This window comes from Pseudomonas sp. TKO26 (genome assembly GCF_003225665.1).
Classification (GTDB): Bacteria; Pseudomonadota; Gammaproteobacteria; order Pseudomonadales; family Pseudomonadaceae; genus Aquipseudomonas; species Aquipseudomonas saponiphila.
Genome location: NZ_QKLN01000012.1, coordinates 22,988 through 37,413 on the forward strand (window position 1 = coordinate 22,988; position 14,426 = coordinate 37,413).

9 protein-coding genes are annotated in these 14,426 nt (G+C 65.0%); 5 read left to right on the forward strand and 4 right to left on the reverse strand.

What is annotated here, in order from left to right; genetic code table 11:
• The first annotated feature begins 21 nt into the window (after positions 1 to 21).
• The 3 genes from DNK59_RS18100 to DNK59_RS18110 all read left to right on the forward strand — a co-directional run bounded on the left by DNK59_RS18100 (position 22) and on the right by DNK59_RS18110 (position 5,607).
• The gene (locus DNK59_RS18100; protein WP_256596455.1) at positions 22 to 3,078 is read left to right on the forward strand and encodes an autotransporter domain-containing protein; all 3,057 of its coding nucleotides are present in this window, start codon (positions 22 to 24) and stop codon (positions 3,076 to 3,078) included.
• Between the two features lie 102 nt (positions 3,079 to 3,180).
• Positions 3,181 to 5,034, forward strand: a complete 1,854-nt coding sequence (locus tag DNK59_RS18105; protein ID WP_110725402.1) for a polyurethanase — start codon at positions 3,181 to 3,183, stop codon at positions 5,032 to 5,034.
• Positions 5,035 to 5,223: 189 nt separating this feature from the next.
• A complete protein-coding gene (locus DNK59_RS18110; protein ID WP_110725495.1) occupies positions 5,224 to 5,607 on the forward strand; it encodes a hypothetical protein in 384 nt (127 codons plus the stop codon).
• Between the two features lie 15 nt (positions 5,608 to 5,622).
• Here DNK59_RS18110 and DNK59_RS18115 read toward each other — a convergent pair whose 3' ends face one another.
• Complete coding sequence (locus tag DNK59_RS18115; RefSeq protein WP_110725403.1) at positions 5,623 to 5,847, reverse strand: YgdI/YgdR family lipoprotein; 225 nt, start codon at positions 5,845 to 5,847, stop codon at positions 5,623 to 5,625.
• Positions 5,848 to 6,049: 202 nt separating this feature from the next.
• On the opposite strand from DNK59_RS18115, the gene DNK59_RS18120 reads away from it, so the two are divergent.
• The gene (locus DNK59_RS18120; protein ID WP_110725404.1) at positions 6,050 to 7,702 is read left to right on the forward strand and encodes a VRR-NUC domain-containing protein; all 1,653 of its coding nucleotides are present in this window, start codon (positions 6,050 to 6,052) and stop codon (positions 7,700 to 7,702) included.
• Positions 7,699 to 10,011: an ATP-dependent DNA helicase gene (locus DNK59_RS18125; protein WP_110725496.1), complete on the forward strand. Its 2,313-nt coding sequence runs from the start codon at positions 7,699 to 7,701 to the stop codon at positions 10,009 to 10,011. Before DNK59_RS18120 ends, DNK59_RS18125 begins: the two co-directional genes overlap by 4 nt.
• A 23-nt stretch (positions 10,012 to 10,034) precedes the next feature.
• Here the strand turns inward: DNK59_RS18125 and DNK59_RS18130 are convergent, their stop codons facing one another.
• The 3 genes from DNK59_RS18130 to DNK59_RS18140 all read right to left on the reverse strand — a co-directional run bounded on the left by DNK59_RS18130 (position 10,035) and on the right by DNK59_RS18140 (position 14,403).
• A complete protein-coding gene (locus DNK59_RS18130) occupies positions 10,035 to 10,448 on the reverse strand; it encodes a TIGR03067 domain-containing protein (protein ID WP_110725405.1) in 414 nt (137 codons plus the stop codon).
• A 23-nt stretch (positions 10,449 to 10,471) separates the two neighbouring features.
• Positions 10,472 to 11,119 (reverse strand): response regulator, encoded by a 648-nt coding sequence (locus DNK59_RS18135; protein ID WP_060839156.1) that lies wholly within the window; start codon positions 11,117 to 11,119, stop codon positions 10,472 to 10,474.
• 74 nt (positions 11,120 to 11,193) lie between these two features.
• The gene (locus DNK59_RS18140) at positions 11,194 to 14,403 is read right to left on the reverse strand and encodes a hybrid sensor histidine kinase/response regulator (RefSeq protein ID WP_110725406.1); all 3,210 of its coding nucleotides are present in this window, start codon (positions 14,401 to 14,403) and stop codon (positions 11,194 to 11,196) included.
• Between the last annotated feature and the right edge of the window lie 23 nt (positions 14,404 to 14,426).

The window sequence follows — 14,426 nt, forward strand, 5'->3', positions numbered from 1 at the left end:
AGCAAACGCAAGGATCGCGTTGTGCCAGCGTGTGGCTGGTTCCCTCTGGCTACGGCGCTGTTGGGTTGGGTGGCGCTGCTGGGCTCGGCCCAGGCGGCGCCCTATGTGGAAACCGGCCGCCGGGGCGATGCGGCGAGCTGGCGCAGCAGCGAGTTCAAGGCCGATTGGGGCCTGGGGGCGATACACGCCGACAGCGCCTATGCCGAAGGTTTCAGTGGCAAGGGCATCAAGCTGGGGATCTTCGATCAGCCGGTGTATGCCCTGCATCCGGAGTTCGCCAGCCCGGGCAAGGTGCTGACCCTGGTCACCAGCGGCATTCGCCAATACACCGATCCCTATATCCCGGTGAAGGCCGGCGATGCCTTCGTCTATGACGGCCGACCTTCGGTGGGCTCGGACGGCAAGCTGGGTTCTCACGGTACTCACGTTGGCGGGATCGCCGCCGGCAACCGTGATGGCGGGGCGATGCACGGGGTGGCCTTCGATGCCCAGATCATCAGTGCCGACAACGGCGACCCGGGCCCCGAGGACGGCATCATCCTCGGTAACGATGGCGCGGTGTACAAGGCCGGCTGGGACGGCCTGGTGGCCAGCGGCGCGCGGATCATCAACAACAGCTGGGGCATCGGCATTACCGACCGCTTCAGCAAGGGCGGGCGCGATCCGGCGTTCCCGCACTTCACCCTGGACGATGCCCGGGCGCAGTTCGCGCAGATCCAGCCGTTGCGGGGCAGCTTGCCGGGCGGCGCCTACGATGGCGCCATCGCCGCGGCCCGCAGCGGGGTGCTGACCCTGTTCGCGGCCGGTAACGACTACAACCTGAACAACCCCGACGCGATCGCCGGACTGGCCTACTTCGTACCGGAGATCGCCCCCAACTGGTTGACTGTGGCGGCCTTGCAACAGAACCCCGATACCGCCAGTGCCGACCCCTATGTCATCAGTACCTTCTCTTCACGTTGCGGCTACACCGCGAGCTTTTGCGTGTCGGCCCCCGGCACCCGGATCTACAGCTCGGTGATCGGCGGCACCCGCCTGGAGAACATGACCCTGGGCTATGCCAACAAGAACGGCACCTCCATGGCCGCGCCCCATGCGGCCGGTGCCGCGGCGGTGCTGATGGAGCGCTTTCCCTACATGAGCGCGGCCCAGGTCGCCAGCGTCTTGCGCACCACCGCCACCGACCTCGGCGCGCCGGGCGTGGATGAGCTGTACGGCTGGGGGATGATCAACCTGGACAAGGGCATTCGCGGGCCGGGGATGCTGGTGACCGAGGCGGACATCCCCGAGGCGCTGCGTGTCCAGGGCGGCTACGGCTCGTCCCAGTTCGTCGCCGACCTGCCGGGCTATGGTGCATTGCTCGATGCCGGCAAGCCGACCGAGCGCCGCTGCAATGACCTGGGGTGCGTGCTGGATCTGTGGAGCAACGACATCAGTGGCCACGGCGGCCTGACCAAGCAGGGCGTCGGCACCCTGGTGCTCAGCGGCGCCAATACCTACACCGGGCCGACCCTGGTCAACCAGGGCCGGCTGGCGGTCAATGGCTCGCTGGCGTCGGCGGTGACGGTCAACGATGGCGGCATTCTCGGCGGCACCGGGCGGATTGCCGGGCTCACCGCCAACGCCGGCGCGGTGGTGGCTCCGGGCAACTCCATCGGCACCTTGCACGTCGGCTCGGATGTGACCTTTTTGCCGGGGTCGACCTATGCGGTGGAGGTGTCCCCCAGCGGCAGCGACCGGATTGTCAGCGATGGCCAGGCAAGCCTCGGCGGCGCCGCTCTGGCCCTGGAGCTGGAGAACCCGGGGCTGACCCTCGATGGACAACGGGTGGCCAGCCTGCTGGGGCAACAGCTGGACATTCTGCAGGCGGCCAACGGTATCCAGGGCCGCTTTGGCTCGGTGCTGTCCAACTCGCTGTTCCTCGGCGGCAACCTGGATTACCGCGCCAGCGGGGTGCAACTGACGGTGGCGCGCAATGCTACCTCGTTCAGCAGCATCGGGCAGACCCCCAACCAGCGTTCGGTGGCGGCTGCCGCCGAGCAGCTGGGGGCGGGCAACCCGGTGTACGAAAGCCTGCTGCTGGCCCCCGGCGCAGCCAGTGCGCAAGAGGCCTTCGAGCAACTGTCCGGGGAAATTCATCCGGCTGTTGGCAGTCTGCTGCTCAATGACAGCCGCTACCTGCGCGACGCCGTGGGCGAGCGCCTGCGTCAGCCGGCCCTGGTGGCCGCGCCGGAGCTTGAAGGTCAGGAGCGGGGCCTGTGGTTCAAGACCCTGGGTGCCTGGGGCAAGGCCGATGGCGGCCATGAACGGGCCGGCTACAGCACTTCGGTCGGCGGTCTGCTGGTCGGTGTCGATGGTGTTGCGCAGGATGGCACGCGCCTGGGGCTGTTCACCGGCTACAGCGACAGTTCGTTGAGCATGGGGGATGGGCGCCATTCTTCGGCCAGTGTCGACAGCTACCACCTGGGCGCCTATGCCGCCCGGGAACAGGACGCCATGCGCCTGAGCCTGGGCGGTGCCTACAGCTGGCACCGCATCAGCACCCGGCGCGAACTGCACTATGAGCTGTTTGCCGACCGCCAGAAGAGCAAGCGCGATGCGCAAAGCCTGCAATTGTTCGGCGAGGCGGCCTGGCAGTTGCCATTGCCGGCCCTGACCCTGGAACCCTTTGCCGGGCTGGCCTACGTGCACCTGGGCAGCGAGCGCTTCAAGGAGCAGGGGGGCGCCACTTCACTCAGGGGCGGGGCCGACAATCGCGAGGCCTGGCTCTCGACCCTGGGCATGCGCGCCGGCAAGCAACTGCAGTTCTCGTCCGGGCCGGCGCTGGATCTGTCCGCCAGCCTCGGCTGGCAACACAACCTGCGTACCACGACGGCCGAGCAGCATCTGGCGTTCGTCGCGGGTGAGCAAGACTACAAGGTGCAGAGCCTGTCCCTGGACCGCGATGCCGCGGTGGTCGGGGCGCGGGCGGGCATGACCCTGGGGCGACAGACCCGGGTCAATCTGGATTACCACGGGCTGCTGGGGGGGCGGGAGCGCAATCAGGGGGTCGGCTTGACCCTGGACTGGTCCTTCTAAGACCCAGGCAACGGATGTGCAAGGTGTTGTACAGGTCCTCCGCGAATGTTCTCGGAGGGCTTGAGCTTTCTCTGACAATTCCAACAAAAGAGAGGCAATACCATGGGTGTCTTTGACTACAAGCATTTCGCCGCAGCCGATTCCAAGGCGCTGTTTTCCGATGCGCTGGCGATCACGCTGTACTCCTATCACAACCTCGACAACGGTTTTGCCGTGGGTTACCAGCACAACGGCTTCGGCCTGGGCCTGCCGGCTACCCTGGTCAGCGCCTTGATCGGCAGCAGCGATTCCCAGGGGGTGATCCCCGGCATTCCCTGGAATCCCGACTCGGAAAAGGCCGCCAAGGACGCCTTGCACCAGGCCGGCTGGTCCACCCTTGGCGCCCAGCAACTGGGCTACGGCGGCAAGGTCGACGCCCGTGGCACCTTCTTCGGCGAGAAGGATGGCTACCGCACGGCCCAGGTGGAAATCCTCGGCAAATACGATGCCCAGGGGCATTTGAGCAGCATCGGCATCGCCTTTCGCGGCACCAGCGGGCCACGGGAGTCGCTGATCGGCGACACCCTCGGCGATGTGCTCAACGACCTGCTGGCGGCCCTCGGGCCCAAGGACTATGCCAAGAACTACGCCGGCGAGGCGTTCGGCCAGTTGCTGGGCAAGGTCGCGGCCTTTGCCCAGGCCAATGGCCTGTCCGGCAAGGACATCCTGGTCAGCGGTCACAGCCTCGGCGGGCTCGCAGTCAACAGCCTGGCGGACCTGAGCGGCGAACGCTGGTCCGGGTTCTACAAGGACTCCAACTACATCGCCTATGCCTCGCCGACCCAGAGCGCCAGCGACAAGGTGCTGAACATCGGCTATGAGAACGACCCGGTGTTCCGCGCCCTGGACGGCTCCAGTTTCAACCTGTCGTCCCTCGGCGTGCACGACGCCCACCAGGATTCGGCCACCAACAACATCGTCAACTTCAACGACCACTACGCCTCGTCGCTGTGGAACGTGCTGCCGTTCTCGATCCTCAACATCCCCACCTGGATCTCCCACCTGCCCACCGGCTACGGCGATGGCCTGACCCGGGTCCTGCAATCGCAGTTCTACGACTTCACCAGCAAGGACTCGACCATTGTCGTGGCCAACCTGTCGGACCCGGCCCGGGGCAGCACCTGGGTCCAGGACCTGAACCGCAACGCCGAAACCCACAAGGGCAGCACCTTCATCATCGGCAGCGACGGCAACGACCTGATCCAGGGCGGCCGCGGAAACGATTACCTGGAAGGCCGCGACGGCAATGACACCTTTCGCGACGATGGCGGCTACAACATCATCCTGGGCGGCAAGGGCAGCAACATTCTGGACTTGCAGCATTCGATCAGCGACTACAGCTTCGCCAGCGATGGCGCCGGGACCCTGTACGTGCGCGATGCCAACGGCGGGATCAGCATCACCCGTGACATCGGCGCGATCCAGAGCAAGGAGCCGGGGTTTCTCTGGGGCCTGTTCAAGGACGACGTGCTGCATCAGGTGACCGCCCAGGGCTTGCAGGTGGGGGGGCAACTGACTCACTACGCCTCGTCGGTGAAGGGCGATGCCGGGGACAACCTGCTCAAGGCCGGTGCCGGCGGCGACTGGCTGTTCGGCCTGGACGGCAACGATCACCTGATCGGCGGTCGGGGCAACGACGTGTTTGTCGGCGGCGCCGGCAATGACCTGATGGAGTCGGGAGGGGGCAACGACACCTTCCTGTTCAGCGGTCATTTCGGCCAGGACCGCATCCTCGGCTACCAGAGCGGCGACAAGCTGGTGTTCATGGGGGTGAGCGGGGTGTTGCCGGGCCAGGACTACCGGGCCCACGCCAGCAGCAATGGCCATGACACGCTGCTGACCTTCGGCCAGGACTCGGTGACCCTGGTGGGCGTCAGCCTTGAGCAGCTAAACGGCTCTGGCATCACCATCGCCTGATGCATCCGCGGCGCGGGGTCCGGCATGGGCCCTGCGCTGTCCGGGTGTGACAAAAGTGACCCACAGGTCAAGCGACGACTCCAATACCCATTAAAGCCGCCGCCGGCTGAACCGTTATTTAGAGCAGCCCAAGGTTGTTGGCGGGCCGGACAGCGACGTATTGAGGGCAATGGCAGGAGAGTTTTGACCGTGAGCTACAGCAAGAGATGGGCGAGTGCCGGGGTGCTGATGGCCCTGTGGACGGGGCTGGTCGCCGCCGAGGAGTTGCCTCGCAGCTCGATTCTGCAACGTTACGGGGTGAGCGTGGAGCAGTTGCCGGCCGGTCAGCCGGCGCCTGCCCAGTCGCAGCCGGCGCCTGCCAGCCGCTTCAACCTGCAGCCGGACTCTCCGACGATCAATCTGCGCCTGGGGGATGGCACGGCGCCGCCGAGCACCGGCAACATCAGCATCGACAACGCCGAGGCGCGCGAGCGCGAACGCTGCCAGCAAATGCGTGACCAGTTGTCCAAGCGCGGCAAGCCCCTGGGGATTAGCTGCGCGCGAGGGCAGGGCCCGTTGCCCTGGTCGCCCTGAAGCGCGGGAGCTGCATCATTTTTCCTGGCGGACCGTGGCCACATCGTCCGCCTTGACCCGCACTGTCTTGCCGGAAATGTCCTGGAATTCATAGAAACCATCGGCGGTCTTGGTCTTGGGCTGGTCCCGAGTCAGGTACTGGGTACCGTTCTGCAGGGTCACCACTGTGGGCGAGGCGCAGCCGGCCAGGTTCAGGGCGCCGACGGCGATCAACAGCAATCCCAGGTGCTTCACATTCATACAGACCTCTCATTAGGGGACGTCCCCGTTGTGGCGGACACTATAGTCATGGCCCCTTGGTGTAGTGAAGACGACGAAAGTTCGCCGGGTCATTGGAAAAATCTTCGTCCCGCCATTTATCCAATAGTGTTTGCCAGAGCGGGGCGCTGGCTGTTATCTGTACGCATAACCAGTGTCGATCCAGCCGTGGCGTGTTTGTTCTGTGACTTCCAACCCCCTCGAAAACCCCCTCTATTACCTGTGCAACTTCCAGCAAGTGCTGAGCTGGCTGGAGCAGCGCTATGCCGATGTGCTGAGCCCCGAGGAGCAGCGCTTCATCAGCGATTTCGCCGTCCTGGCCGAGCCGTCCCAGGCTTTGCTGGTGCGCATGGTGATGCGCAAGGGCCGGCATTTTCGCCTGAGCAAGCTGAGCTACCCGGAAATCGCCGACAGCGCCGAGGCCCTGGTGCCGTTACTGGCGCTGGGCTGGGTCGACGAGCAGGCACCACTGAGCCTGGATGAGCTGTTCGGCCTGCTGCAAAAGGCCGAAATTCTGCAGAGCTTCAGCCAGTGGGAATTGCCGGCCAAGGCCAAGAAGGGCCAGTGGCTGGAGGCGCTGCAGGGGTTGGATTCGCAGCCTCAGGCTTTCGGCCAATGGTGCCCGGCATTGGCCGACCGGCTCCTGAGCCTGACGGTCATGCCCTTGTGCGATCGGTTGCGGCTGATGTTCTTCGGCAACCTCTATCAGGACTGGTCGGAGTTCGTGCTCGCGGACCTGGGGATCTACAGCTACGAGAAAGTCGAGATCAGCGCCGATGCCCGGGGCCTGCGCAGTCGCGACGACGTCGACGGCTTCATCTACCTGCAGCAATGCCAAGAGGCCTTCGAGGCCGGCGAGCCGGTGCCTGAGGTGCTGCCGCGCATCGTCGCGTTCAGCAGCGCCAACGCCTGGCTGCAGAAGCGCCGCGCCAAGCTGCTGTTCCAGCTGGGGCAGTATTGCGAACGCCTGGCCGACTGGCCGCTGGCACGGCAGATCTACCAGCAGTGCAGCTACCCCGGGGCGCGCCTGCGGCTGATCCGGGTTCTGGAACTGAGCGCCGAATATCCGGCGGCCCTGACCCTGGCCGAGCAGGCCGCGGCGGCGCCCCAGAGCGCCGCCGAGGCCCAGCAGCTGCTACGGGTGATGCCACGCTTGCGGCGCAAGCTGGGCGGACCGCCAGCGTCCCGGGCGGTCAGCCGCGAGGTGGCGCGACTGGACCTGAGCCTGCCCCGGGACCCCGCCGGGCTGACGGTGGAGCTGCAGGTCCAGGCTCATCTGCATCAGCCCCAGGCACCGGTGCATTACGTGGAAAACAGCCTGATCAACTCGCTGTTCGGGCTGTTGTGCTGGCCGGCGATCTTCGCGCCCTTGCCGGGGGCGTTCTTCCACCCGTTCCAGCGTGGGCCGGTGGATCTGTTGAGCGAGGACTTCCACCCGAGGCGCAGCGAGCTGTTCCAGGCCTGCCTGGAGGAGCTGGAAGATGGCCGCTACCGGGACAGCATTCGTCAGCGCTTCGTCGCCAAATGGGGCCTGCAATCGCCCTTCGTGTTCTGGGGCGCCTTGACTCGGGAACTGCTGGAGCTGGCCCTGGACTGCCTGCCGGCTGAACACCTGAAGCACTGGTTCCAGCGGCTGCTGCTGGACATCAAGGCCAACCGCGCCGGCATGCCGGACCTGATCCAGTTCTGGCCCGAGGAAAAACGCTACCGGATGATCGAGGTCAAGGGCCCGGGGGATCGCCTGCAGGACAACCAGTTGCGCTGGCTGGACTTCTGCGAGGAACACCACATGCCGGTGGTGGTGTGTTACGTGCAATGGCAGGCCCCGTCCTCGTGAGCTATCGCGTCGCGGTGCGTGCCCTGTGTGAGTTCAGTGCCAAGACCGGCGACCTGGATCTGCGCTTCACCCCGTCGCCCAGTGCGCTTGAGGGCATGCTCGGGCACCGTACCGTGGCGGCCCGGCGCAATCCCGACTACCAGAGCGAAGTGCCCCTGGAGGGCCGCTACGGCGAGCTGCTGGTCAAGGGGCGGGCAGACGGCTACGACCCGGCGCAGAACCTGCTGGAAGAGATCAAGACCTACCGTGGCGATCTGGCGCGCATGCCGGACAACCACCGGCAGCTGCATTGGGCCCAGGCCAGGGTCTATGGCTGGCTGTTGTGCCAGAGCCTGCAGTTGCCGAGCCTGCGGGTGTCGCTGGTGTATTTCGACGTGGCCAGCGAACAGGAAACCGCCCTGGTGGAGGAGCACAGTGCCGCGGCACTGGAGGCGTTCTTCGAGCGTCAATGCGCGGTGTTTCTGCAGTGGGCACAGCAGGAGCTGGCCCATCGCCAAGCCCGTGACCAGGCGACCCGCGCCCTGAACTTTCCCCACGCGACTTTTCGCCAGGGCCAGCGGCACCTGGCCGAATCGGTGTACAAGGCGGTCAGCACCGGCCGCTGCCTGCTGGCCCAGGCCCCCACCGGCATCGGCAAGACCCTGGGCACGATCTTTCCCATGCTCAAGGCCATGGCCCCGCAGCAGTTGGACAAGCTGCTGTTTCTCACCGCCAAGACCCCGGGACGGCAGTTGGCCCTGGATGCGGCGCGGGTGCTGTTCGCCGGGCAGGCCGGGCTGGCGCTGCGGGTCCTGGAACTGGTGGCCCGGGACAAGGCTTGCGAACACCCGGACAAAGCCTGTCATGGTGAGTCCTGTCCCTTGGCCAAGGGCTTCTACCAGCGTCTGCCGGCGGCGCGCCAGGCGGCCAGCCGGGTGCCGATGCTCGACCGCCAGGCGCTGCGCCAGGTGGCCCTGGAGCATCAGGTCTGTCCGTACTACCTGAGTCAGGAAATGGCCCGCTGGAGCGATCTGCTGGTGGCCGACTACAACTACTACTTCGACTTCAGCGCCTTGCTGTTCGGCCTGGCCCAGGCCAATCAGTGGCAGCTGGCGGTGCTGGTGGACGAGGCGCACAACCTGGTGGAGCGCGGGCGCGGCATGTACAGCGCGAGCCTGGATCAGCAACAGCTGGCCAGCGTGCGCCAGACTGCGCCCCAGGTGCTGAAGAGTTCCTTGCAACGTCTGAATCGAGAATGGAATGCCCTGCACAAGGAACAACTCGCGCCCTATCAGGCCTATGCCCAGTTACCCACGGCGCTGCTCAAGGCCCTGGCCCTGTGCGTCGCGGCCCTGGGCGCCTATTTCAACGAGCAGCCCCAGGGCCTGGATGCCGGCCTGCAGGGGCTGTACTTCGAGTTGCTGCAATTTGCCCGGGTGGCGGAGCTGTTCGATGAGCGGCAGTTCATCTTTGACATCAGCAAGCGCGCCCTGGGCGCCAAGCGCAGCCTGTCGCGGCTGTGCCTGCGCAATGTGGTGCCGGCGGCGTTGCTTGGCCCGCGACTGAGCGCGGCCCGCAGCACGGTGCTGTTTTCCGCCACCCTCAATCCCGAGCGTTACTACCGTGACTTGCTGGGGCTGCCGGACAACGCGGTGTGGCTGGAGGTGGAGTCACCCTTTGCCGCCGCCCAGTTGCAGGTGCAGATCGTCAGCCGCATCTCCACCCGCTATGTGCACCGGCAGGCGTCGCTGGCACCGATCGTCGAGTTGCTGGCCCGTCAGTTCGCGGCGCGACCGGGCAACTACCTGGCGTTCTTCAGCAGTTTCGATTATCTGCAGCAGGTGGCCGAGCTGCTGGCCCGGGAACACCGGCACATTCCCCTGTGGTTGCAGTCCCGGGGCATGGATGAAGCCTCGCGCCAGGACTTTCTCCAGCAGTTTCGTGCCGAGGGGCAGGGCATCGGTTTTGCCGTTCTGGGCGGGGCGTTCGGGGAAGGCATCGATCTGCCGGGGACCAAGCTGATCGGTGCCTTTGTCGCCACCCTGGGGCTGCCCCAGCTCAACCCGCTGAACGAGCAGATGAAACAGCGTATGGCGGCGTTGTTCGGTTCCGGCTACGACTACACCTACCTGTATCCGGGCTTGCAGAAGGTGGTGCAGGCGGCGGGGCGGGTGATTCGTAGTCAGACTGATCGTGGCGTGCTGATGCTGATTGACGACCGTTTTGCCGAGTCCCGGGTGCGGCAGTTGTTGCCGGGTTGGTGGGCGATCCAGGCCGAGGCGGGTGGGCCGGCCGACGCGGAGCCGGCGGCCGGGTTTGGCGGGGATTGACGATCAGCGACTGGGGCGCGCGTTCACCGGCCCTGGTGGGCGCGGACAAAGCGGCGCAGGGTCTGGCCCGGCCCGGTGCTGAAACGGGTGGGCCGCGGTTGCCCCTCGTCGGCGGCGATGAACACGAACTCATCGGCGCTCAGTTGGTAGCTGGCCGGCAAAGGCTTGCCGGCGTCGGCTCCGATGGAATCGACCCAGGTGATCGACTTGGGCCGGGTGCTGCTGTCGAGGCTGAAGCTCCCCGCCAGCAGGGTATCCCCGGCCACCGTCACCACCCGAAAGCGGTTGCCTTCGATCAGGGTCAGGGCGCCTGGCGCGCTGTGTTCGTCCGGTGGGTCGAGCACGCCGCTGTCTTCCATTGAGATCTGTTCCCAGGCGCCTTGCAGCGCCTTGAGTTCCAGCAGGTCGGCGTGCTTTCGAGGCGACGAACTATCCATTTTCAGGTGCTTCCTTATGACGATCAGTTGAAGATATTGCGGCCAATGCAGTAGGTCAGCAGGTCCTGGTCGCTCTGCACGTCCAGCTTGCGCATGGCGGAGATCTTCTGCGCACTGATGGTTTTGGAGCTGCGGTTCTGGCTGCGGGCAATGTCGCTGACGCTCTTGCCGGAGACGAACAGGCGCAGTATTTCAAATTCCTTGGGCGACAGTGTGGAGATTCGCTCGTCGATCGCCACATTGGATTCCATCACCGAATGGGAGGCCGGCTCCAGGCTGCGGTACACGCCTTTTTGCGCGATGGCCTTGAGGGCGGTCTGGATCTCCTCGTGCAACTGGCTTTTCTGGATCACGCCCACCACCCCCAATTCGCGCAAGCGGGTGAGGATCAGTTGATTGGAAATCATGGTCAGGATCAGGATCTGCAAGTGCGGGAAGTTGCGCTTGAGGTACTCCACCAGCTTCAGGCCGTCGCCGTAAGGCGAGTCTCCGGGCATGTTGTAGTCGGTGATGACAATGTCCACCGGCCTGGATTCCAGCTGCTGGATCAGGCCTTTGGAACATACCGCTTCACCGACAATTTCGAAGCGGTCGTCGCGCTCCATGAGCTCGCGCACGCCGAGCAAAACAATAGGGTGATCGTCAGCAATGACTACTTTCAGTTTTTCCATGGCAAACACACCCGTGTAATACGCAATTTAGTAAAGAAACATAAGACTGACGGTACATTAAACCCTGCCACCCATTATTCAAGGGGCAGCAGAAGTTCAGACAAGTGCTGCATCAGTTGCCTGACTTGGCCCTCCAGAGTCGGGTTCAACGTGTTTTCCAGTAATTGGCACTCCAGTTCGGCGCAGGCCTTGGCGAGGATCCCGGCCTGCACCGCGCCCATGGCCCCGGCAATGCTGTGCAGGCGCTCGGCGGCGGTCTGGCCCGAGCCGGTATCCAGCGCCTTGGCCAGGCGTTGCAGGTCGTCATGCATGGTGCTCAGGAACAGTGGTCGCATTTTCTCCGACACCTGTATGCGCTGCTCGGCTGGCGCCGGCTGGCGGGGCTGGACCGGCACCGCCGGCCTGATGGCCACCGGCGCTGCGGTCCGGGTGTCAGGCTCCGGGCAGAGTTTTTCCAGTTGCCCGCGCAGGGTCTGCAGGGCCATGGGCTTGACGATCCAGGCGCTCATGCCGGCGGCCAGGCAACGGTTGCCTTCCTCGCGCAGGGCATTGGCGGTAACGCCGATGATCGGCAGATTCGGCTCCCGTCGACGCAACTCCCGGGCCAGATCGTAGCCGTTCATGAGCGGCATGTTGACGTCGGTGACGGCAATGTCGAACAGCTGGGGCTGCCATTGTTCCAGGGCCTGTTCGCCGTTGGACGCCAGGGTCACCTGGCAACCCAGGGCTTCGAGTTGCTCCCTGATGATCGTCCGATTGAGCGGGTTGTCTTCCGCCACCAGGACATTGAGCGCCAGGCGGCGCAAGGTGTCGGGGGGGCGTTGCAGCAGATCCAGGGGTTGTCCTTGACGGGCCAGCGCCGCGGCTTGGGCGATGGTGCGGATATCGTGGGCGTCGACCGTCCACTGCGCCAGCCGGTGGTCCCGGTGGCTCACCGCACCGGCAGTGACACAGGGGCCGGGCCAGCCGGGCTGGCTGTCACGGGGCAGCATGTCGATCAACACCGTATTGCGTGGTTTGTCGTCCGCGCCCAGGGGCATCGGATAGGCTTGCAGGCCGAGGCGGTTGAGCCATTCGCAGGTGTTTTTCTGCAGCTCCGGTACCGGTGCCCGGACATACACCGGAGGCCCCTCGGGCACCGGCATGGCGCCGGGCAGGGCTCCCGCCAGGCACTGCAGGTTCAGGCGCAGGGAGAAACTGCTGCCCAGCCCCGGTTCGCTGATCACCTGTATTTGTCCCCCCATCATCTCGCCGAGACGCTGACAGATCGCCAGCCCAAGCCCGGCACCGGCCTCATTGGAGGCATCGCGGACCTGATAGAAAGGAGCGAACAACTGGGGTTGTTGCGACGGCGAGATGCCGATCCCGGTGTCGGTGACCTGCCATTCGATGCTGGCCTGGCTATCCTGCTGCGCCAGCACCCGGACCCGTAGCACCACCCGGCCGCTGTCGGTGAACTTGATGGCGTTGCTCAGCAGGTTGTTGAGGATCTGCCGGATGCGCCCGGCATCCCCGCGCATCAGGTTTGGCAGGCTCGGGTCGATGCAAGCGTAGAGCAGCAGCCCGCGGCGCTCGGCGAAGGCCGCATAGCTGCGCAGCGCCTCTTCCACCATGTCCAGTGGACAGAACTCCACGGGCTCGATATTCATCTGGCCCGACTCGATCTTGGACACGTCGAGCACGTCACTGATCAGTTGGAACAAGTTGCTGGAGGAGCGCTGGATGGTTTGCAGGTATTCGTTCTGGCGCGCGTCGAGCGAGGTCAGGCCCAACAGTTCCAGGGTACCGAGCACGCCATACAGTGGGGTGCGGATCTCGTGGCTCATGGTGGCCAGGAACAGGGTCTTGGCCTGGTTGGCCGCGTCTGCCGCGAGCCGGGCCTGTTCCAGCAGTTGCGCGTCCTGCACGTGGGCGGTGATGTCATTGAAGGTACACAGCAGAACGTCCTGTCCCTGGTAGCGGGTCGCGACCAGTCCCACTTGCAAGTGGCGACCTTCGATCTCCAGGCAGGTTTGGCTGCTGTCGCTCAAGGGCAGGTCGCGCTGCAGCAAGCTCAGCAGTTGGCTGGTGCCTGGCCACTGCACGGCCTGGCGATTTTCCATCAGCACCTTGAAGTCCTCACGGCGCACCACGCACAGTCCGGTGGGCGCGGTATCGAGCACCACGCGGCTGAAGGCCTCGCTCTCGGCAAGGGTCTGGTGCGCCAGCTGCGCCGGTGCCACTACCCGGTCGCGGTACCAGCGGCTGGCGATCCAGCCACAGGCGATCGCGCCCATGGCCAGCGCCAGGAGGCTGAGCAGCAACCACAGGGCATAACCCAGATAACTTCTGTAGCTGATGCTGTAGAGCCCGGTCCAGAGCGCCGGAGTGGGGCTGGTGACCTTGAAGACCATGCCCCGCAAGCCAAAATTCGGTCCTTCGCGCAATGCCTTGGCCGCAGGCGGGGAGCCGCTGAGAACGCTGCCGGAGGGTTCGATGAGGGTGAAGTCGTCATAGAGCGACCTTTCCATGAGGCGCTCGATGTCATTGATCTTGTCCAGATCCAGCAGCGACGCCACCATCATCCAGCTGTTGGCGCCGTGCAGCTGCAACTGCTGCGGTCCGAGGTGCAGATTGATGTAGGCCAGCAGCTTGGGCGCGATGTCCAGTGACGCCGGGAGCCTGTAGGTTTGCCAATGGACCTGTGGGGCCCGCGAGCCGTTGTTCTTCACCCTCAGTTGTTGCAGCACCTGTTCCAACTCGCTGTCATGGGAGCCGTTGCCTTGCCACGGATTGCCTCGCGCGTGGCGTGCCGCCGGCAGGCTGATGTCGTAGTTGCCGAAGCTGTTGAGCAGGAAGGAGCGTGGTGCGTGATAGGGCGACATGGACCAGAAGGCGTTGTAGAAGGTCGACAGCTGCAGGCCCAGGGCGAAGGTCTTGGGCAACACGTCGGTGGCCTGCGGTTGGGCGCCGAAGCTCAGGCCCAGGGGCGTCAGCAGCAACTGCAAGTGGTTCTGGGAGACGTCACTGACGTCACGGCGCGCGGGGAGGGCGGCCGCCAGCAGCGCTGCGCTCGATTGACGGGAGGCCAGCTTCTGCAGAAACCGTTCCTGCTCCTGGATGTTTTCCATCAGCCGCGTGAAGTGCAGCCTGACCTTGTTGTTCTGCTCATCGATCAGGCGCTGGGTGGTCCAGAACAGTATGGCGAACAGCAGCAGCACAAGGCCCGCCAGAATCAGCAGGCCCCTGTTCAGGTGAATCGAACTGCGAGTCAGATTCTCCATCAAGGTATTGCGGTATTTCATCACTGAATTCCCTGATACGTAGA